The sequence below is a fragment of the Gardnerella greenwoodii 00703Dmash genome (assembly GCF_000263635.1).
Lineage (GTDB): Bacteria > Actinomycetota > Actinomycetes > Actinomycetales > Bifidobacteriaceae > Bifidobacterium > Bifidobacterium greenwoodii.
In genome coordinates, this window is the sequence record NZ_ADEV01000009.1 from 353922 (window position 1) to 375920 (window position 21999).

The window sequence follows — 21999 nt, forward strand, 5'->3', positions numbered from 1 at the left end:
ATTTTTTACTCCCAACCCAAACGATTCGCATCAAAAACAGGACCGTCGTTGCAAACTTTCAGCCTGCCTTCCAAAGTGTCAACCACGCAAGCAACGCAAGTTCCGTACCCGCATCCCATACGCGCCTCAAGACTTAGCTGGCATTTAACTCCGCGCTCATGCGCCCAGTGAGCCACAGCTTTCATCATTGGCAATGGTCCGCAAGACAAAATAACAGTTGGCAAATCGTCTTCAAAATCAAAATGCTTAACCTTTTCAAGCTCGTCAAGCAGCGTAATAACAGTGCCTTCAGCATTCGTAATACTGTGCACGTCTGAAATATATTCCTTCATTAAGTCGTCTGCAAAACGCTTACTACGGTAGCCAAGAACTGCCGTTACGCTAGAATCCTTGCGCGCACCCAAAGCTTGAGCCGCGAACATTAAAGGCGGCACACCCAATCCGCCACTAACTAGCACGTAATGCGCAGGAGAATCAATATTAAAGCCCAATCCCAAAGGACCTAATGCGTCAACTTTATCTCCAGAGCGAAGATGCGAAAAAACTTCCGTACCCTTACCAACAACCGCAAAAATAAGCGTAAAAGTATCTCCATCAACGCTTGCAACCCCAAAAGGACGCGGAAGCATGGCAGTTGGATCAGGCGAATACAAGTTCACAAATTGCGCAGGAGCAGCTTTTTTAGCAATCTCCGCATCCCGCAAAGTCAAACGGTACACGCCTTCATCAAGCTGCTCGTTATTAAGAACTTCTACAGACCTGCGCCCCCAAAGACGCGAATATTTTGCGCTTTTACTTTCATCCTCACAAGTTGAGCCGGAAGAGTCAAAAGCGTCTTCACGTAACGTAACTATGGCGTTTACATAGGCTTTTCGCGTTGGAATAAACATGCCATCACTCATGTGGTTTCCCCTACCCTTGTATGTGTTTTGTAGCGTTGCGTTTTATTTTTAGTTTTAATTATATTTTTATTTATATTTATTTTAGTTATACATTCTAACGGTACACTGCATGCCGCAAGTCGTCTCGCATATTTTTAGCAGCAACAGACGCAGATTCGCGCACAATATCAAGAATATTATCGAGAGACATATTTCCTTGATTTTTAGCGTAATCTTCAGACTTTCGCCACGCGCCAATAATACCGCGAGAAGAGTTTACAATAGCACCTTCGGCGTTTGCGTCAAACATTCCAGCAACATCTTGAGCTGTGCCGCCCTGAGCGCCGTAGCCTGGAACTAAGAAGAAAGTGTGAGGCATAAGTTCGCGCAAACGCTTTCCTTCTTCCGGATGCGTAGCTCCCACAACAGCACCAACCTTAGAATAACCGTGCTTGCCAATGTTTGAAGCACCCCAGTTTTCAATCAAATCAGCCATATGCTCATACACTGGCTTTCCATCTTGCAAAATAAGCTCCTGTAGCTCTTTGCTAGAAGGATTCGATGTGCGAAGCAGCACAAAAATGCTTTTATTATGCGAAACTGCTTCGTCAATAAAAGGCTTAACGCCGTCCGAACCCATATAAGGGTTTACTGTAAGCGAATCTTCGTGCCAAACGTCCAGATTTTTGTAATTTTTTAGAAGATTTTTAAGAAATTGCGGCAGCGCGTTACTTTGAGCATTATCGTCTTCAAAATATGCTGAAAGATTAGCAAAACCGCTTAAATGAGCCGCGTACTGGCCTGCAGTAGAGCCAATATCTCCGCGTTTAGCGTCTCCTATTACAACTAATCCTTGCGATTTTGCGTATTCACAAGTCATTGCGTACGTGTCCATTCCAGCAGGACCTAGCGCTTCATACATTGCGATTTGCGGCTTTACAGCAGGCACAAAATCCGCAACCGCGTCAATAATCGCACGATTAAACTCAAAATAAGCTGTTGCTAAAAGCGTTGGCAGCGCATCTTCGCCTTCTACTTCTTGCAAAACTTCGTCCGCAAGAGCGCTAATAACTTCCTTAGGCACAATACCCGGTTTAGGATCCAATCCCACAACGCTAGGATTTTGCTTGGCTTCAATCGCCTCAATTAATTCGTCCATTTACTACCAGCCTAAATTATTTAACTTCAATCACAGTTTTGAAAAACTTCATTCACAGTCTTGAGAACGCAATTTCCGAACCAATAATCGTCGCAACCGGCCTGCCTGTAAGCTGCCAGCCGTCAAAAGGAGTGTTTCGAGCTTTAGAATGGAAGGAATTTGCGTCAACCGTCCACTTTTCTCGCATGTTAATCAGCACTAAATCAACGTTTTCAGGATGCTCAGTAATATTTAAGCGCAGAGTTCGCTTATTTGCACATTTCGAAGAAACGTTAAGCAAAGCCGCAATATCCGTAGGTCTTCTGCTCATTAATTGCATTGGATTTACTGCCATCAATTCGATTAAATGCTTGTCATCCGTGTATCCTGCATCAACCAAAACTTTGCAGCAAACGCCGTACGCGCATTCAAGACCAATAATTCCGTTAGGAGTTTTTGCAAAATCTCCCGACTTTTCTTCCGCAGTGTGAGGCGCATGATCCGTTGCAATCATGTCGATTGTGCCGTCTGCAATAGCTGCAAGAGTTGCTTGACGATCCGCTTTAGAACGAAGCGGCGGATTCATTTTTGCCATCGAACCGTACTTCAGCACGTCCTCGTCGCACAAAGCTAAGTAGTGAGGAGCTGTTTCGCAAGTAATTGGCAAACCTTCTTTTTTCGCTTTACGAATCGCCTCAAAAGCTGCCGCCGTGCTCACATGCTGAAAATGCACATGCACTCCAGTTTCGCTGGAAGCGTCAATATCTCGCTGAACGATTGCAAGCTCTGTTGAAGCTGGAATTCCGCCAACGCCAAGCATTTTTGCAACCGGACCATCGTTTACAGCACCAGTATCGTGATGCTCGCAATGCTCAACAAAAGGCAAACCAGTTTCCTTCGCCATAGCTAACACATCTCGCAAAATTGGCTCAGGCACTGCAGAACCGTCGTCGCTTATGGCAGTAATTGGATGCTTTTTCATTGGAGACGTTTTTTCTGCGTCTTCAATTCCAGCAACATACTTTTTCCAAAGCTCAATATTGCTTGGTTTTAAGCCTTTACGACCCAAAGATGCGCACACGCTTAAATCGTAGCGAACCGGCAATTTTACGCCGTAAATGCAGCCGTAACGCTGCAAGTAGTCGATTACGTTTTCTACATCAAAAGGAGCGTCATTCCAAGGCTCGCCGTCAAGAGCCGGAATCGTATTCGGCATAATCAAAACTTGCGTATAGCCGCCTGCTGCCGCAGAATCTGCGCCGGTCATCATGGTTTCTTTTTCAGTTTGACCAGGATCCCTAAAATGCACGTGCGGATCGGCAAAACCAGGAGCAACAACAAAGTCGCTTGCATCAATATCGCCAGAAATGCGCGCATTGCCTTCTATAAGCGCATCCTGACGAACGCCATCAACAATAAGATCAATTCGCTCGCCAGTATCCCACACGGAGATATTGCGCAAAGTTAATGTGCCAGCTTCGTTCATATCACTCCCGTTTTGCCTAAGTTTTCGTAAATTTTCGTAAATTTTCGTAAGTTCTGCGTAAGTTTTCGTAAATTTTACTTATTTTCTGCTTCTTCGTCACAATACATACAGCGATACTCATGCCTTACGGAATCAGCCTTGTAGAACTTGCGTTTAAGAGTTAGCTCACTGTTTGTTATGCAGCGAGGATTCGGGCATGTAAGAGTTTCAGGTGCATTCTCGTCGGTTGTGTGAACGCGAGGATCTGCCAAGGAAATTCCGTGCGCGTCAACCGATTGCAGCTCGTCTTCTGGAACGTTCACAAAATCGGTTGGCTCGTAGCCGCAAAGCTCGTCGCCAAGAACGGAACTTTCCAAAGCCATGCGCATAAGCATACCGTTTTTAACCTGCTCAAAGTATGCTGCACGAGGATCGTCGTCAACATCAACCGCAATCTCGTTAATTCGAGGAAGAGGATGCAGCACAGGCATATGTGACTTAGCTTTCTGCAATTTTTCTTCCGTCAAAATATATGTGTCACGAAGTCGCAAGTACTGCTCGCGATCCGTAAAACGCTCTTCTTGCACGCGAGTCATGTAAAGCACGTCAAGATTGCCAATAACTTCCATCAAGTCGCGAGTTTCCTCATAAGTGCAAGAAGGAGTGTCGTTAATGCGGTCGATTACGTACTGCGGAGTTTTAAGCTCATCCGGGCTAATCAGCACAAAATGAACGTTTCCAAAGCGGCACAAAGTTTCAATAAGCGAGTGAACAGTGCGACCATATGTTAAGTCGCCGCACAAGCCAACAGTCAAATTATTAAGGCGACCGAATCGCGCAAGAATCGTTGCCAAGTCTGCAAGAGTTTGAGTTGGGTGCATGTGGCCGCCGTCGCCCGCGTTAATAATAGGCGTGCTCACAGCTTGAGTTGCAACAAAAGCAGCACCCTCCTTTGGGTGACGCATAGCAACAACATCAACATAATTAGACACGACTTTCAAAGTATCGTTTACAGTTTCGCCCTTGCTTGCGCTAGAAAGTTGCGCGCCTGCAAAACCGATCACTTTTCCGCCCAAACGCAGCATTGCTGTTTCAAAACTTAAGCGAGTGCGCGTGCTCGGCTCATAAAAAAGAGTGGCCAACACTCTGCCATCGCAAGTGTGAGCCACTTCTTTACGGTGCGAATCAATGTATCGCGCTTTGTCTAAAAGCATTCGTATTTGCGCCGTTGAAATATCGTCTAATGTAACAACACTTTTACCGGCAAGAGAATTTGCAATTGTTCTTAGAGAAAAAGTTTGATGCAAAGAATTAGAAGAACTAGATGAATTAGAAGAACTAGAAGCGTTCATTGCGTTCGTCATAAATATCGCTTACCTTTCGTCAGTTGGCAAGACGGCCGCAATCACACGCGACCTACGCAATTTTACTGATTAGCGTTGACGAATCTATATGCGGAGTGGCGAAGAACTATAACTTATTATGAAACATTTAATAAGTACTTAATCCAATAAATCTATTTGTTCCAATACAGTTTGTTGATTACGTTTACCATAAGTAACCTTCAAAATATAAACTGTATTTTCTTCTAAAACAACTCTGTAATAAACAAGAAAATTCTTTACAACTATACGACGCACGCCAAGTGAATTCCAAGGCTCATACTTAACTACAGGCGCAAACTGAGGAAAAAGAGACAGTCTTTCAATACTAGATTTAATAAGATTAATAATTCTTACGGAAGTTTTCTTAGAAATATTAGATGCAATATAGTCTCTTATATTTTTTAAATCATTTTCTGCATCTTGAGTAACAAGAATATTAAAAGAACTCATTACAAGCCCTTTTCTAACTCAGCAAAAACATCCGCATATGGGCGTGCTAAACCAGAAACTGACTGCTTATAACTATGCATAAGTTTTGCAGCAAAATCAGTAGATAATAATTCGTCATTTTCTTCTAAATTTTCACTACTGACTGCTTGTTTTATAGGTTCAGAAACATCAGCATAAAAAACTGAAGAATTAGCTCTTTCTTTTACATCATTACTTATTACTGCATTTTTCATTAAAAATCACCTCCCATCCTGTAATTATAACCTAAAGCAGAGAATGCAACAATAAACGCAAATCGTACTAAGATGACGCAATTACGCCATAACGCCTAGCGAGCGTAGAAAAGACGAGACATGATTTCGCGGCACTGACGCATAGTTGCTAAAAGATCATTTTCAAAAACGCGACCCTGGTTAGGCTCGTAGCCAAGATAAGTTGCAATTCCGCCCAAAGAATACGAGTCTGTTGGAATCACATCCGCGCGAGACATTGACCCGGACCACAAGAAGTTCGCGTTGCGCACAGCGGAACACATATGCCAGCAGCGCTCCAAAATTTGAGCATCGTCACTATCAATCAAATGCTCAGATTGCAAAGCTTTCAAAGCTTGCATTGTGCCAACAACGCGCAAAGACTCGTAAGATCCAGCGTATTGCAATTGCAAAAGCTGAACAGTCCACTCAACGTCGCTTAAACCGCCGCGACCAAGCTTCAAATGCCTGTCTCTACTAACTCCCCTAGGCAAACGCTCCGCTTCCATACGCGCTTTAAGCTTGCGAATTTCGGAAAGCTGAGATTCACTAAGAGGATTTACAGCGTAACGCAAGTCGTTCACAACGCCATCAAGTAGAGCATCCGCCAAATCTTTAGAACCTGCAGCAAAACGAGCACGAAGCAAGGCCTGATGCTCCCAAGTACTCGCCCATTGACGATAATACTTTTCGCAAGACTCTAAGCTGCGCACAAGCGGGCCGTCTTTTCCTTCCGGACGCAAATCCAAATCAACCATAATTTTTGGCTCAAGAGTAAGAGGACCTTGCAAAATATTGCGCAAAATCTCTACAGCTGTTTGAGCAAAACGGTGAGCTGCATCCAAATCGCAATCTTCACCAACCGGCTTATAAACTACCATTATGTCTGCGTCCGAGCAGAAGTTTACTTCCCTACCGCCGTAGCGACCGAGCGCAATAATCGCAATTTCGGCTTGAGGAGCGCTGAAATTCATTCGCAAAACAGCCTCTCGCATAGACCAGCACAAAGCCGCGTCTAAAACAGCGTCAAAAACATCACTCATAGCGCACATAGAAGTATCGTCGTCAATAAGACCACACATCCAAGCTAAAGCAACTCGCTCAATTTCCTGCCGGCGAAGCGCGCGCAAAGACTGCGCAAAATCCGCAATATTACTAGCATAACGCGCAACCATTGCGCTAGTTTGCATATCGAGACTTGCTCTATCGCGAGCAGATAGCGCTTCGTCGTCGCCAAGCCAAGTAATAGACTGCATCGACTGCATCATAGCGTCGCCCAAGTAGCGCGAATCCGCCAAAACGTGGCAAAGACGCTGAGCTGCGGAAGGAGAATCACGCAAAAAACCAAGATACGTGTTCTTACCGCCAAAACGCTCCGCAAGACGCCTCCACGCAAGCAAACCCATATCTGGATTCTGGCCGTCGCCAAGCCACTTCAACACTGCCGGAAGCAAAATCCTGTGAATTTTAGCAGCCCTAGAAAGCCCTTCCGTAAGCGCTTCAACATGCAATTGTGCGGCGCGAGCATCCGCAAAACCAATAGAAGCAAAACGCGCGCGAGCAGCCTCCGGCGAAAGCACAATAGGATCCGCATCCGTTTGAGCGTTAATCGGAAGCATAGGACGATAGTAAATATCCTTATGCAAATTGCGGATTTCGCGGCGAGCTTTATCAAAACGCTCAACTAACTCCTCCGGGCGCAGCCGAACAGCACGCGCAAGACGACGAATCTGCTCATTATTATTAAGCTGCTCAGCAGAAATTGTGCGCGCACGATCCAAACCGCCGTTTCCTTGCGCACCCAAATCTGGGAACAAATGCGTGCGATGCATGTTCCACATTTGCTGACGATGCTCAAGCACACGCTCAAAACGGTAATGTTCCGCCAAAATCGCCGCCTGAGACCTAGAAACGTAGCCGCCTTGAGCCAAAGCCTGCAAAGCAGAAATAGTATCCCTTACTCGAAGCGACTCATCCTCGCTTCCGTGCACAAGCTGCAGCATTTGAACAGTAAACTCAACGTCGCGCAAACCACCGCGGCCAAGCTTCATATCCAAATCGCGCTGAGAAGCAGGAATAAGCGACTCCACTCGCTGACGCATATGCTGGCAGTCCGCCACAAAATGCTCACGGCCAGAAGCCTTCCAAATAAGCGGCTCAACCATAGCACGGTAAGCTTTTCCAAGATCCGCATCCCCAGCCGCAGGACGAGACTTCAAAAGCGCCTGAAACTCCCAGCTACTCGCCCACTTCTCATAGTATTCGCGGTGAGATTCAAAGCTTCGAACAAGAGGCCCATCCTTGCCTTCCGGCCTAAGCGCAGTATCAATCTGCCAAAGAGGCGGCTCCAAAGAGCCAGCAACCGTTGACTGGCACACTTTTTGCAAAACCATTGCAATAGACGCACCAACGCGCAAAGAAGCATCCTGATTCTGCTTATTTCCAGAATCCGCAGGCTCAACAACATAAATTAAATCAATATCGGAAACATAGTTAATTTCTTGCGCACCAAGCTTACCCATAGCAATAATCGCAAACCTGCACGCAGAAGAACCAGTAACCTGACCGCGAGCAACCGCTAAAGCAGCCTCTAAAACAGCATCCGCCGCATCGGAAAGCTTACGGCTAATATCCGGCTGCACTTCAACAGGGTCAGCGCTCGCTAAATCAGCCGCCATAATCGCAGCAACATGCTCACGATAGCGCGCGCGAAGAGCAGAAACAGCTTGAGCAAAGCCAAGAGAAGTTAAGTAAATCGTGTTAGAAGCGTTATTTTCGGAAGAAACCACCGTAGCCTTGTAAGCCTGAATTGCGCAAAGCAAATCAGCACAACGCTCATCACGCGTCATAGAAAAAAGATGATCCGGGTCACTTGCCGCAGCCATAATAAGATTCGGATGCGTTCGCATAAACATTCCCATAGCGCTAGAAGCACCAAGCACTTGCATAAGCGAAGCAAGCGGACAATTCATAGACGAGATTGCAGACATTGAAGCAATATCAGCAATAGTTTGCGGCTGCGCCTGCACAAGATTTTGAAGCGCAACTAAAGAAGAATCCGGGTCTGCGCAGCGGCTTACATAATCAAGAAATTGCTGCGGACTAACAGCATGATTCATGCAATTTTCGCAAATATTTACAATAGCTTCGCGCGCAAAATCCGGGCGAGCAAAGCCGGCTTTAATAAGACTTCTGGAAGTGAGTGCGCAAGAGGTTGTGCTGCTTTCGTTGCAGTTGGTTTCAGCAGTTGCAATATCTGTTTTATTAGCGCTTTCCATACCGCAACTTTACACTGTGGTGATGTACAAGGCGAATTGTGTATGAGATGTGTGCAGGAGCACGAAAAAATCCCTCGCGGATTATCAGAGGATAACCTGCGAGGGATCTGTTAGTTATGCGTAAGGTTACTCGTTAGAGTGCTTGCGACGGCGAGAAGCCACACCCGCAGCACCAAGACCAGCAAAGATTGCAGCAAATCCTGCAAACAAGCCAGTTGCAGCACCAGTCTTAGCAATCTTATGGCCAGATGCACCACTCAAACTATTAAGCAACGCAGCCTTAGCCGCCTGAAGCTTCCTCAAAGCCGCATCAACCTGAGCCTGAGTTGCATTAGGATCGTTAAGAACGCTCTTAGCCTCAGCCAAAGCCTGCCTGTAAGCCACAGCCTCAGCAGTATTAGCACTAGTCTCCACAGCATTGTTAACTTCGATTTGCAAAGCAGACTTATCTACCAAAGCGCCATAAGACTCATGGCCGTTTACAAAACCATTTCCTTCGCCAAAACCGTAATCACCAGTGCCATTACCAGAGCCGCCGAAATGACTCAAGAAGTCAAGAATACGCTTCTTAGCCTCTTCAAGCTTCTTCAAAGCCGCATCAACCTCGGCCTGAGTTGCATTAGGATCTGCAAGCACGCTCTTAGCTTCAGCCAAAGCATCCTCATAGGCTTCAATATCAGCCTTATTACCAATAATGAAGTACGGCGAATTACGGAAGTTAGCATCATCATCAGCCTCAGCCTGAAGCTTAGACTTATCCGTGCCATTTTCATCCTTAAGCTTATCCTTAGCGGTCTTAAGACGCTTCAAAGCCGCGTCAACCTCAGCCTGGGTAGCATTAGGATCTGCAAGCACAGAATTAGCTTCGTCAAGCGCGTTCTTGTAGTCTTCAAGAGCCTTCTTAGACGCATCATCACCCTTAGCTTGAGCATTCTGATACTCAGGAGACTTAGTGAAATCATCACCAGCCTCTTGACGCAAATCAGACTTGCTTGTGCTGTACTCGTCTTCAATCTTCTTCTTGGCATCCTGCAAGGCCTTTAGAGCCTCGTCAAGCTGCTTTTGGGTTGGAACATCCTTTGCGTCTTTCTTTGGCTTGCCAGTAGTGCGATCGAACTTCGCAAGCATCTCCTTGGCAGCCTTGAGCTTCTCGTTGTAGTCCTTGAGAGCCTTCTGAGCAGCTTCATCACCCTTAGCCTGAGCGTTCTTGAACGCAGGAGTGTTCTCGAACACGTCGGTGCTGGTGTCGTCGTCGCCGTCCTTAGACAAGTCAACTTCGTTTTGAAGCTCAACAGGACTCGTCTTGTAGTTAGCAAGAATCTTGTCCTTGATTTCCTTAAGAGCCTTCTTAGCCTCGTCAACTTCTTGCTGAGTTGGGAGCTGATCCTTTGGAACGGTAACCTTCTTAGTCGGGTCTGTAGGATCAGCAACCTCGCCATCGTTCTTATCGATGAGTTCCTTAGCCTTTGCCAAAGCTTGCTCATACGCTACAAGGTCATCAGGCTTCTTGCCATCTACAGTCTTTGCTTCAAGATTGGCAAACTCAGTTGATTTTTCAAACTCTGGAGTGCGCGCGCTGCCATCCTCGTTTTTATCATCAACTTCATTTTGGAGCTTTTCAACGTTGGTCTTGAAGTTGTCGTCGATGTCCTTCTTGGCCTGCTTCAAAGCTGCAAGAGCCTTGTCAACGTCATCTTGAGTTGGACGATCTTCTGGCTTTGCGTTTGGATCAGGATTCTTGACCTTGTTGATGAGGTCATTCGCTTCCTTCAGCTTATCGGCGTAGGTCTTGAGCTTTGCAGTTGCGGAGTTAGGATCCGTTGTTGTAGATTCCTCCGTCTTTGCCTTTTCAAGCGCGTTCTTGTACGCAACCGATGCCTCGAATGGAGGAATTACAGGATTGCCATCTTGATCCTTATCGCCAACCTCGTTCTTGAGCTTGTCGGTGTTGGTTGCATACTTAGCTTCTACTGCCTTGCGAGCTTCACTGAGCTTCTTAAGTGCCGCGTCAACTTGAGCTTGCGTTGGTAGGTCTTGGTCACCTACTCCCGCATTCGGCTTGCCATCTTTACCAAAGTTGTTGAGCATAGTCTTAACTTCAGTTAGAGCAGCCTTGTACGCCTTAAGCTCAGCATTGTCACCGCCGTCTTCAGCTTTCTTAGCTTCGGCGTTCTTGTACTCCGGGCTCTTGGTAAAGTTACCGTCATCTGCACCAAGCGCTGCTTCGTCTTGAAGAGCCGTTGCATCGGTCTTGTAGCCATCAGCAATAATCTTCTTGGCATCCAAAAGCGCACGGTATGCTTCGTCAACATCCTTTTGCAACGGACGTTCACTGGCTTTTGTAGACTTTTGCTTTTCAGCAAGCTTGGTAGCTTTCTTAAGAGCTTCCTTATATCTTGTTATATCAGGATTCTCTTTGCCGTCTTCGGTTGTTTTAGCTAATGCATTCTTGTATGTGGTTAAATCTTCAACCGTACCAGGAGTTGGGTCGGTTGCATCAACAGGCGAAGACTTAGCTAGCTCCACATCCAAATCAGTAGTCTTTGTGCCAAATCCTGGCTTATCTAGAGCAGAGTCGTCACCAACCAGCGTCTTACGAGCCTCATCAAGCTTTGCTAAAGCAGCATCAATTTCGGCTTGCGTTGGCTTTGCATCTTGCGGCGTTTTATCGTCGTTATGCTTTGCAAGCAAGGCCTGGGCCTCAGTGAGCGCCTTGTCATAGGCGGTTTTTGCATCTCTTGCTTGCTGGTTCTTATATTCGTCAGGCTTACCGGTTTCATCCACAAAGTGAGGGTCGGATGCGTTACGGTATGCGTCGGAATCCTTAGTGCCTTCAACAGCCTCAGTACCGTGTGCAGCAACACTCTCTTGGAGCTTGGCAACGTCGGTGTTGTACTTGTCAAGCTCTGTGCGAGCCTTGTCAAGGGCAGCCTTGGCGTCGTTAATGTCCTTCTGCGTAGCGTTTGGATCGTTTAGCTTTTCTTTAGCCTTGTTAAGAGCCTCACCATAAGCATCCACCGCCTTTTTAGCAGCATTGTTCTTGTCGGTATTGTCAGAACCATCATCGTTTTTGTAGCTTGGCAGCGAGGCGTTCTTAAACGCAGGGCTTGGATGCGTATACGAATCCTTGTTAATGGACTCAATCAGCTCATCGGTCTTAGTCGCAAACTTATCCAGACCTTTAACAGCATCATTAAGCTTTGCAAGGAGCTTTGTTACATCCCTATTCAAAGGCTGACCCTTAGCGTGGGACTGGATGTTCTTAAGATAGTCAGGGCTACTAGTATCTCCATCCTTTGCAGGAATATTATCTGTTGAGATTGGATCACTATCAGGCTTGCCATCGACCGTATCTTGAGGCATCTTATCATTGAAGGCATCTTGCAAAGCCTTAAGAGCATCATCGTATGCTTTCTTTGCCTTCGCTTCCTCAGAACCTTCTGCACCAGCAGACGCGTTTTTATACGCCGGGCTATTAGTAATAGCCAAGCTGTGGAGCAGCGCCGCCGAAATCTTGCTGGTGTCGGTTGCATACTTATCGATTACCTTACGTGCTTCGAGAAGCTGCTTCTTAACCTTGTCAACCTCGTCTTGCGTTACGGTACTTCCCTGCTGCTTGGTCTTATCCATCAAGTCTTTTGCAGCATGATATGCGTCGTTATAGGCTTTGAAGTCTTTCTTGGCTTGCTCGTCGCCAGCTTGCGCTTTATCAAAAGCGTTAAAGTACGCTGGCATCAAATAACCGCTGAAGTTGTCGGCAAGTGCTTCACCGAGACTCTTGTTGTCGGTTGCATAGGCATCAGCATGAAGAGCATTCTCAGCATCTTCAAGATCTTTCTTAGCCTTTTCTACATCGGCCTTTGTAGCATTCTTGTCACCAAGCACTCTCTTAGCTTCTGCGAGTGCCTTATCGTAGTCCTCAACAGCCTTTTTAGCAGCAGGGTCGGTGTCTTTCTTCGCGGCTGCATTCTTGTAGAACACGCTATGGTTGTTAGGATCTTTATCTAAGCTCTTTTGCACAGCAGCATCAAGAGGAGACTTGTCGGTTGCGTTCTTGTCAAGCGCAGCCTTGGCTTCCTTAAGATTCTTGATTGCCTCGTTCACTTCCTTTTGGGAAGCATTAGGGTCAGCAACTACTTTTTGAGCTTCAGCAACAGCCTTGTCGTATGCGTCGCGCTCTTCCTTAGTAGAGTTCTGGTAGGTTGGGTCGGCAGTCTTGAGCTTTTCGTCACCTGTCTTACCAGCCTCACCCGTGTTTACCTTGCCGTCCTTAGCAATCGCGGCGCTTAACTCATCCTTGTTAGTGGTGAAGTCGTTAAGCTTCTTGCGAGCCTCGTCCAGCTTTGCCTTGGCGTCGTCAACAGCCTTCTGCGTGGCGTTTTCGTCGTCTCTTGCAGCCTCAGCAGCTTGAAGTGCTTCATCGTAAGCTTTCTTAGCCGCTTTAGCATCCTCATTTTTCTTGGTATCAGGATTGCCATTAGCATCCTTAAAGTCAGGGTCGCTTACGTTCTTGAACTGGTTCGTTGCTTGCGTGAGCGTTGCAGGATTGTTGCCTTCAGCAGCTTTACCGTTCTCGTCAATCGAGGCCTTTAGCTTTTCCTTGTCAGTCTTAGCACCATCAAGAGCCTCGCGAGCCTTGTTAAGGTTAATCGTAGCGTTATCGATGCGCGCCTTAAGCGCTTCAGACAGCTTGGAATCTTCTGTATTACCAGCAGCCTCAAGAGCAGCATTAGCTTCCTTCAACGCCTCGTCATACGCATCTTTCTTATCCTTAGACGCGTTGTAGTACGCAGAATCAATTGGAGTCTTCTTGTCAGCAGCAAGCTTGTGACCCTCAACCGACGTCTTCAAATCCTTCGTCTTATGATTCGTCTGCGGCACAAATATAACGTTAATTGCCTTTGTTGTGTTGTTTGGGTTCTTTCCATCTGGGTGTGTGTACACATACTGGTAGGACTCCATGCCATACGGAGCAACAAACAGACGCGCTCTATAGATCTTGCCGTCCTTAGACGCAAGTGTTACAGGCTTAGCATCATCATCCCACTTATATTCTCCCGTCTTGGATAGCACGTTACCCCTATCCACTTCGGTACCTGTAATCTGAGGATCACCAGTCCAATAACCACTGTTCATAATACCAAGCGTAAGCGCGCCTGTTGGCTCGCCATTACTATCAATTACGTAGTAAACGTGCGACTTCTTTTCTTTTCCAGGCTCACCTTCATGGTCGATATGCTCGTCACCCTTAAGCACTCGCAAACCTGCTTTGCCAGCCTTCGGTGTAGCTGTGAGCAACTTGGTAATGTCGCTAGACTTAAACGCGACAGCCTTGGTTGGATCATAGCGATAGATGATAGTCTTATGGTCTTCGCTCCATGAGAGACCTTCGTCAGAGTTGCGACCATCAATCTTGTCTTTAGTCCAAGAAACGGTGTAGTCCTCGCGAATATTCACAAACTTCGTTAGCTTGCTCTTCGTCACATCAGATGTAAACTCAGCAACAGCTTTATCGGTTTTAATCTTAACGGTAATCGTATTCTCTTGACGACCATTTGAGATACCCTGATTGCCAGTACCAGATGCAGTAAGATTGCCAGTAAGGTACGAAAGTGAAATCTGCTTCTCGTAGTCAGTATCGCTTAAACCAAGCTTATCGTTTTTCTTGTTAGCCTCGTAAATAGCCTTCTTAATACGCGCAATCTCGTCTTTTGAATAATCTAGTGGGTTGTAAACAAAGACTGCTTTCTCGCCAGTTGGAACATTAACATCAGCTTCCTTGAGCTGCTTCAACACAAGGTCGCTGAGCTGAAGCGTAGGCGCGAGGCTTGGGTCCACACCTTCAAAGTTGATGGTGACTGTTCCGTCAGCGTTAATGGTCACCTTGTCTTGAGCAATGTGGTTAAGATTTGCCAGCTTCTTTGCGATTTCTTCCTTAACCTCTTTCGAAAGATTAGTCGGGTCTTCCACAATCGGCTTATCGATACGAGTATCGTAGCGAGCAACCGTAAGAGCGAGCGGCTCGGACTTGTAGCCTAAGTCGGAAATAAGGTACGTCTTGAGGTTGTTCACTCCCGTAACATATGTTGTTGGCTGGCCCTGCTGTGACGTTTCCTTGTTGATTCTAGCAACCTGGGAAGGGTCATACGCCTGATGGTCGGTAATAATTACCTTGTTTTCAGCGGTATCTGGCGTATTGGTAAGCGTTTTGGCTGCTTCATTGCGCACACCAACGCCATTAGATGTACTTGCAGTTTTAATTTGCTCGCGAATTGATTTATTACCAGTTGCTTCGGTAGGAGCATCAAGAGCTTGCTTAAGCTTTGCTTGAATCTGATCTTCATTAAGCTTCTCATCATACTGTAAAACAATAGAGCCAGCTGTTTTAGGCGGAATAAGTGTTGCTGCACGCACAATATTCGTCTTGTACAGCACTACTGTTTTACCGTCTTTATCTGTACCGTACAAATAAATGCAACGGTTTGCAGAGTAGCTTTCTCCGCTCTTAAGATTGCCATCTCTGTACAGCTTACTCATAGTAAGCGTGGCTGTACCATCTGGATTTACCTTAAAGTCGTATATGCCGGAATATGGTTTATGCTCATCTTTAGCGCTTGGATCTGAATAATACTCAAGGAATCCTCTAGACTTCTTGTTATCAACGGTATTACCATCAGATGGGAAAATAGCTACCTTTGTGATTGTGTATCCGTCATCAGGCTTTGCAAAGTTAATTGTAACGGATTTATTCTGACCGTCTTCAATATAAACGTTATTAGACTTGCCCCATGCGTACATGTTTGGCAAATTATCTTTTGTATCTTTTGAAAGGTTGATTGTGTTGTTAGCTTGTGGCTTCGGCTCTGGTGCTGCAGAGGCATCGCGATCTTGACCAACAGTAGTAGTAGTTTCCTGCTTCTGATTTTCTTCGTAAGACTTCTTATCTTCAGTCTTTGCTACAGGCTGCTCAGCCTGCTTATTGGTATTCTCAGCCTTATCCCCAGCATCTTTATTAGCTTCAGTCTGATTCTTATCGCCAGTCTGCTCTTGCTTAGCAGCGTCCTTGTCCTCAGCGTTATTAGACTCAGTTTCCTTAGCTACAGTTTCCTTAGCTTCAGGCTTAGCATCAGCCTTACCGTCATCCTTCTTGCCAGCTTCATCCTTCTTGCCAGCCCCAGCCTTATCACCAGCAGCCACAGGTGCTTTTGTAGGCTCAGTCGCAGCACCAGTCTCCGCGGCCATTGCAGGAGTTGCTCCAAAAGCGAACGCCGCACCGGCTAATACGCCTGCGGCTCCAACCGTAAACGCCGCCACCTTACGAGCGTCAACAGCCTTTTCAATTGCGTTATTTACTGCAGCATCCAAAGTTACCTTGCGTGCGTGCTTTCTAGAATTTGACTTAGTCATTGTGTATCTCCTTGAATACCAAATTCTCTCTGAACAAGTCTTTGTGAATTTATTAGCGAAGAGCTTGATGCAGTAATCAAAACGCTGATTGAACTACGGTCAAATACATATGAAACTTCTGCTCAGCTCCCTGAAGCGCAATCTCTTTTGTTGAGATTTATATTCAATAATACCGAATATACATATTTTTTTCAACATATTTGTTATGATGTATAGCCTACTAGACCCCCCCCCGTGAGGCTTTATTTCAACGTTTTTGGCAGGTTTTTACGGTCAAAATTAATATAACAAATGTAAGCTAGATTACATTTCTAATGGCGATTCTAAACAAATGTTTAGTATAAAACGCGATTATTTTATACATTTATACACTAATATTAATATTTATAAAGCAACGCAACCAGCCGCGCACTCGCGCCACAGCAAACAAAAACTCGCAAAATGAGGATCGATGAAGGAACGCTCGCGCGGGTAACGCGCTTGCTACGAAACTCGCGTTGGAAGTCCACTGGACTTCCAACTTAAGCGAGTTTCCGCTCCGAGTTGCCTTCGCGCGCTACGCTTTAAGCGCTCAGGAAGGTCGTCGCGCCACCTACCCGATCTTCGTAAAAAGCGGCTTCACATTCGCCCAAATCCTGCGCGCAATACCAGGATGATTCATGGTATACAAGTGAATACCATCCACACCCTCAGCAATTAAATCGTTAATCTGCTGCGAAGCAAAAATACTGCCAGCATCGCGCAAGCACTCAGCGTTACTACCCCAGCGATCCATCATTGCGGAAACTTGCGAAGTAATGCGCGAAGAGCAAAGACTTGTCATGCGCTGCACTTGCGAAGCATTCGCCACAGGCATCACGCCAGCCTCAATCGGCACGTTAATGCCAGCCGCACGAGCTAAATCACGGAAGCGCAAAAAATCCTCGTTATCGTAAAAAAGTTGCGAAATTAAGTGAGTTACACCCGCGTCAACTTTGCGCTTAAGATTCTCAATATCCGCCTGCAAACTTTCCGCTTCCGGATGCTTCTCCGGGTAGCAAGCGCCAAGAATAGGCAAATCCGGGTGCTTTGAACGAATGTAGGAAACCAAGTCACTAGCGTGCTCAAAAACGCCGGCCGCTTCCTGGCCTGCAATCACGTCGCCACGCAAAGCCAAAACGCCGGAAACGCCAGCATTGCTAAACATTTCCAAAGCTTCATCAACAGCATCATAATCAAGGTAGCGAGCTGTTAAATGCGCAACCGCGTCAATGCCGTATTCGGAGCGAATAGTATGCGCAATGCGCGCAGTAGCAGTACGATCCTGCAGCTTTCCAGTGCCGTAAGTAACCGAAATAAAATCCGGGTCAAGACCTTTCAAGCCATCTAAAGTATCGTAAATAGTACCAATAGGAGATGTGCGCTTAGGTGGGAAAACTTCCAGCGAAAACTTTGGTTTATACGGCATAACTCACCCCTTGCTCGGATGATCGATTAGCTTGTTATCTTGCAATTCTTCCCGAACCTCTTTAGCTGCAGCAACAAGATTCTCCAAGCTCGGCCAAGTTTCAGCGTCGCCTCGAGTTTTAAGACCGCAATCCGGGTTAATCCAAAGCTTCTCGGCAGGCATCTTGCGCAAAATTTCGTGAATACGCTCCACAAGCTCCGCCTTACCAGGCACGCGCGGAGAATGAATGTCGTAAACGCCAGGGCCAGCCTCAGTCTCAAAATGCGCGTCGTGAATAGCGTCAAGCACAACCAAGTCGCCGCGAGAAGCCTCGAAAGAAATCACATCCGCATCCATAGCGTCAATGTCGCGAATAATGTCATTAAACTCCGAATAGCACATATGCGTGTGAATTTGCGTAGTCGCAGCCACTGCAGAATGAACCAGGCGGAAAGCAGAAATCGCCCAATCCAAATACTTCTTATGCCAATCAGAGCGACGAAGCGGCAACTTTTCACGCAAAGCAGCCTCATCAATCTGAATCACACGAATACCAGCGCGCTCCAAATCCAACACTTCATCGCGAATAGCAAGAGCCAACTGCTGAGTCTGCTCCTCGTGCGTAATATCCTCGCGAGGCCAAGACCAGTTAAGAATAGTCACCGGGCCTGTAAGCATGCCCTTAACAATATGCTTCGTGCAGCTTTGAGCATAAGCGCTCCACGCCACAGTAATTGCAGACTCGCGAGAAACATCCGACCACACGATTGGAGGCTTCACGCAGCGCGTGCCATAAGACTGCACCCAAGCGTTCTTCGTAAACTTAAAGCCGCGCAAATGCTGGCCGAAATATTCAACCATATCGTTGCGCTCAAACTCGCCGTGAACAAGCACATCCAAGCCAATTTGCTCCTGATGCTCAATGCACTTAGCAATACGATCTCGCATAAACTCGTCATAATCTTCGCGAGTAATTTCGCCCTTACGAAGATCAGCACGAGCGTTACGAATATCCTTAGTTTGCGGGAAGGATCCAATAGTTGTCGTTGGCAAATCCGGCAAGCCAAGAGCTTCCTTCTGCAAACGCTGACGCTCTGCCCTCTCCGGAAGTCTCACAAAATCAGACTCTTTAAGATTCGCAAGACGATTAGCAACAGCAGAATCCGCTTTTACGCGTGAACCGTCGAACAAAGCCTGATTTTTAGCCAAAACGTTACTAGATTTGCGATTTTCGTCGCCTTCTGCAGAAAGATTTGCAATATCGCGAATCTCCTGCAACTTTTCAACAGCAAAAGCAAAATGCTGCAACACATCCGCACCCAAAGCATCCTCACCAACAGTGCTAAAAGGCACGTGAAGAAGCGAGCAAGCAGTAGAAACAGCCACGCGATCCGTAATATTCTCGCGCAAAGCGTCAATAAGCCCAAGGCTTACAGCATAATCGTTGCGCCAAATATTACGGCCGTTCACAACGCCAGCAAAAAGCGTAGTATTATCATTCACACCATAACGTTCAATTGCTGCAAGATTCTCGTCCTTGCCTTCCACCAAATCAACACCAACGCCGTCAAAACCAAGATTATTCACAGTTTCGTAAGCATCAGCAATATTGCCAAAATAAGTGTTAAGAAGAAGATTAACTTCCGCGCCCCTGGCCTCAAGCAAAGGCTTATACAAAGCTTCAAAAAGCTCCAAATCGCCTTCCTCTTTATCCAAAGCCAAATAAGGCTCATCAAACTGCAACCAAGTTGCGTGAAGCTCGCCAAAACGCTTAACAATACTCGCATAAGCGTTACTTAACGCCGAAATCACAGACTCAGTTACTTCCAACTCCTGAGCTTCAGGAGTACGAGCCAACTTCAAAAAAGTGTAAGGACCAATCAACACAGGCTTCGTTTCCAAACCCTGCGCGCGAGCCTCCAAAAACTCGTCAAAAGGCTTAGTTCCAGCCAAATGCAAGTCTTCCGGATTCTCAACTTCCGGCACAATATAGTGGTAGTTCGTAGTAAACCACTTCTTCATTGGCAAAGCCGTCACATCGCCGCGCTCACCCTGGTAGCCGCGAGCAATAGCAAACAAAGTATCCTCAGCATGCTCAAAATTCAAAGCATTATAACGCTCCGGCACAGCACCAAGCAAAATAGCAGTATCAAGCATTTGATCATAGTAGCTAAAATCGTTACTCGGGATTAAATCAATTCCAGCTTCAGACTGCAAACGCCAATGCTTAGCGCGCAAAGACTTCGCAACATTGCGCACATCATCCAAAGAAGCATCCTGCTTCCAGTAGCGTTCAATAATTTTCTTCAACTCGCGATCAGCGCCAATTCGCGGAAAACCAGACACCGAAGTTAAAACCGTAGACATACGTCCTCCAAAAATTTCTTTTCGACTCACATTTACATTTGTTTCTTTCGACTCGCTTTAGCCTAGCAAAGAAATGCGCGATTGGGGTCATTAAAGAACTTGGGGTGTCGTTATAAGCTTAATTTATATGCTTAATTGCGTGCGGCAGCACTGATGCTAGTGTTCCTTGAACAACAGGAATCAGCGTCTGCAGAGCACTGGCGCAAAGCTACTCGAAGGATTTGGGCGTGAGGATTGCGAGGGCCGTGGCGCCGCGCAAGCCGCAAGTTGCGAATGGACGATCAGACACAAGCACCACAACCGACGCATTAGCAAGCCCCAAACGCATCGCCCCAAGCACATCCGGATCCGAATCCGGCGAAGAAAGCCATTGCGCAGCCATCGACATCGTTGGCTCATGGCCCACAATCATCGTCGTATGAACATCGCCTCGAATAGCTTGCAACTCGTTCATAACCGATTGCATGCCGCCATCGTAAAGACTTTTGCGCGACTCAACCACAGGCGCATCACCAAAACGCTTCAACATTCGCTTCAAAGTTTGCTCAGTGCGGTTCGCGCTAGAGCACACAATATAATCCGGCACAAGCTTCAAAGACTGCAAGCCCTTCGCCATAATTTTTGCCTGCTTCAAGCCCTTATCTGTAAGTCCACGACCCCAGTCATCGCCCATTTGAGGAGCTTCCGCCTTCGCATGACGCATCAGCAACAAAACATACTTACTATGATGTGCTTTCTTCATAAGCTTTTTCATTGGTGATGCCATAATGATCTCCTACTTAGCCTGACTATGCTCTATTTTTTGAGATTGCGAATCTTGCGGCAATTGCGCAAGCTGCACGTCTAAATCGCGCAAAACTTTACGAAGCTTACGATCCGAAATATCGCGCAAAGACAAGTCTTCCAACTGCTCAGCGCGCTCTTCGGCTGTCATATCGTCAATATCGCTCACAGTGTCTTTAGTGCCATGCTCGCGCTTCTTCAAAGCGCTAAAACCTTCAGCCATTGCGCGCGAAACAATCAAAAATCCAGTGTGACCAATCATCGCGTGATCCGGTCGCACAGCCAAACCTTGAGCTTTCCAAGTTCGCTCCAAGGTTTCCTGAATCTCCGGCTCGGTCCACACGCCGCTTTCTCGCAAAGCTTCAGCCATTCGAGACATTTGCGTCGTAGTCGTCACATACGCAATAAGCACGCCTCCCGGCACAATAACGCGATGCGCTTGTTCAAGTCGATTCCAAGGGTCGAGCATGTCTAGCATAATGCGGTCAACGCTGTGCGCGTCTAAAGTTTTTGCAACCGAATCAAAATCGCCGGTAAGCAAATTCCACCACTCTGGGCGCTTTCCGTAGTACAAAGTTGCGTTAGACTCGGCAATTCGCGCAAAATCCGGGCGAAGCTCAATCGTCGTAAGCTTTCCGCACTCCCCAACTGCGTCCAAAAGACTTAAGCTCATAGCTCCAGAGCCAGCGCCCGACTCCAAAACGCGCATTCCGGAGCGAATATCTCCTAAAGCGATTACTTGCGCAATATCTTTCGGATACATAATTTGCGCGCCTCTAGGCATAGAAAGCACGTAGTCAACCATGCGAGGTCGCATAACTACATAATCCCAGCCACCAATAGCGCGAGCTGCTTTCCAAGGTTTATTAGACGATTTAGAAGGATCTAAAATAGTTTTCGAAGATTCGCGCTTTGCGCTAACAGTAGTAATTACAACGCCTTCGCTTTGACCAATCACGTCGTCGTGACAAATAAGACCGTGCTCAGTTTGCGTAACACCGCCTGCAACAAGCTGTGCAGTAATTCGCTTATCTTTACGATCGGTGAATTGAATCTTCTCACCTACTCGTAATACTCCACTACGCGAATTAACTGACTGCACAAAACACCTCACTTATTTTTAGAGCGACTTTTTAGAGCACGATTTTTATCACGACTTTTTAGCGCA

At 46.6% G+C, this 21999-nt stretch carries 12 protein-coding genes; all 12 read right to left on the bottom strand.

Features of this window, described 5'->3' with window-relative positions:
- Window positions 1–5: 5 nt before the first annotated feature.
- Complete coding sequence (locus NG78_RS00880; RefSeq protein ID WP_004135250.1) at window positions 6–902, bottom strand: dihydroorotate dehydrogenase electron transfer subunit; 897 nt, start codon at window positions 900–902, stop codon at window positions 6–8.
- A gap of 94 nt (window positions 903–996) precedes the next feature.
- Window positions 997–2040: an orotidine-5'-phosphate decarboxylase gene (gene pyrF, locus NG78_RS00875; RefSeq protein WP_004135252.1), complete on the bottom strand. Its 1044-nt coding sequence runs from the start codon at window positions 2038–2040 to the stop codon at window positions 997–999.
- Between the two features lie 52 nt (window positions 2041–2092).
- Window positions 2093–3505 (bottom strand): dihydroorotase, encoded by a 1413-nt coding sequence (locus NG78_RS00870; protein ID WP_004135254.1) that lies wholly within the window; start codon window positions 3503–3505, stop codon window positions 2093–2095.
- 74 nt (window positions 3506–3579) lie between these two features.
- The gene (gene pyrB / locus NG78_RS00865) at window positions 3580–4848 is read right to left on the bottom strand and encodes an aspartate carbamoyltransferase (RefSeq protein ID WP_004135256.1); all 1269 of its coding nucleotides are present in this window, start codon (window positions 4846–4848) and stop codon (window positions 3580–3582) included.
- A 138-nt stretch (window positions 4849–4986) separates the two neighbouring features.
- Entirely contained in the window at window positions 4987–5319 is a 333-nt protein-coding gene (locus tag NG78_RS00860; RefSeq protein WP_004135259.1) for a type II toxin-antitoxin system RelE/ParE family toxin, read from the bottom strand.
- Window positions 5319–5552, bottom strand: a complete 234-nt coding sequence (locus NG78_RS00855) for a hypothetical protein (protein WP_004135261.1) — start codon at window positions 5550–5552, stop codon at window positions 5319–5321. The genes NG78_RS00860 and NG78_RS00855 overlap by 1 nt, the downstream gene beginning before the upstream one ends.
- A gap of 95 nt (window positions 5553–5647) precedes the next feature.
- Entirely contained in the window at window positions 5648–8848 is a 3201-nt protein-coding gene (locus NG78_RS00850; protein WP_004135263.1) for a bifunctional [glutamine synthetase] adenylyltransferase/[glutamine synthetase]-adenylyl-L-tyrosine phosphorylase, read from the bottom strand.
- Window positions 8849–8974: 126 nt separating this feature from the next.
- Window positions 8975–16255, bottom strand: coding sequence for an FIVAR domain-containing protein (locus tag NG78_RS00845; RefSeq protein WP_004135265.1), 7281 nt, complete (start codon window positions 16253–16255; stop codon window positions 8975–8977).
- Window positions 16256–16847: 592 nt separating this feature from the next.
- A complete protein-coding gene (gene metF, locus NG78_RS06130; protein ID WP_004135267.1) occupies window positions 16848–17702 on the bottom strand; it encodes a methylenetetrahydrofolate reductase [NAD(P)H] in 855 nt (284 codons plus the stop codon).
- Window positions 17703–17705: 3 nt separating this feature from the next.
- Entirely contained in the window at window positions 17706–20048 is a 2343-nt protein-coding gene (gene metE / locus NG78_RS00835) for a 5-methyltetrahydropteroyltriglutamate--homocysteine S-methyltransferase (protein WP_004135269.1), read from the bottom strand.
- Window positions 20049–20256: 208 nt separating this feature from the next.
- Window positions 20257–20814: a SixA phosphatase family protein gene (locus NG78_RS00830; protein WP_004135271.1), complete on the bottom strand. Its 558-nt coding sequence runs from the start codon at window positions 20812–20814 to the stop codon at window positions 20257–20259.
- Between the two features lie 9 nt (window positions 20815–20823).
- Complete coding sequence (locus tag NG78_RS00825) at window positions 20824–21933, bottom strand: tRNA (adenine-N1)-methyltransferase (RefSeq protein WP_004135272.1); 1110 nt, start codon at window positions 21931–21933, stop codon at window positions 20824–20826.
- Window positions 21934–21999 lie beyond the last annotated feature (66 nt).

Excerpts from the sequence above, each read along its gene's own strand:
- NG78_RS00870 (WP_004135254.1), bottom strand. The coding sequence starts at position 3,505 with ATGAACGAAGCTGGCACATTAACTTTGCGCAATATCTCCGTGTGGGAT.
- NG78_RS00850 (WP_004135263.1), bottom strand. The coding sequence starts at position 8,848 with ATGGAAAGCGCTAATAAAACAGATATTGCAACTGCTGAAACCAACTGC.
- metF (WP_004135267.1), bottom strand. The coding sequence starts at position 17,702 with ATGCCGTATAAACCAAAGTTTTCGCTGGAAGTTTTCCCACCTAAGCGC.
- metE (WP_004135269.1), bottom strand. The coding sequence starts at position 20,048 with ATGTCTACGGTTTTAACTTCGGTGTCTGGTTTTCCGCGAATTGGCGCT.
- NG78_RS00830 (WP_004135271.1), bottom strand. The coding sequence starts at position 20,814 with ATGGCATCACCAATGAAAAAGCTTATGAAGAAAGCACATCATAGTAAG.
- pyrB (WP_004135256.1), bottom strand. The coding sequence starts at position 4,848 with ATGACGAACGCAATGAACGCTTCTAGTTCTTCTAATTCATCTAGTTCT.
- NG78_RS00845 (WP_004135265.1), bottom strand. The coding sequence starts at position 16,255 with ATGACTAAGTCAAATTCTAGAAAGCACGCACGCAAGGTAACTTTGGAT.
- pyrF (WP_004135252.1), bottom strand. The coding sequence starts at position 2,040 with ATGGACGAATTAATTGAGGCGATTGAAGCCAAGCAAAATCCTAGCGTT.
- NG78_RS00855 (WP_004135261.1), bottom strand. The coding sequence starts at position 5,552 with ATGAAAAATGCAGTAATAAGTAATGATGTAAAAGAAAGAGCTAATTCT.
- NG78_RS00860 (WP_004135259.1), bottom strand. The coding sequence starts at position 5,319 with ATGAGTTCTTTTAATATTCTTGTTACTCAAGATGCAGAAAATGATTTA.
- NG78_RS00880 (WP_004135250.1), bottom strand. The coding sequence starts at position 902 with ATGAGTGATGGCATGTTTATTCCAACGCGAAAAGCCTATGTAAACGCC.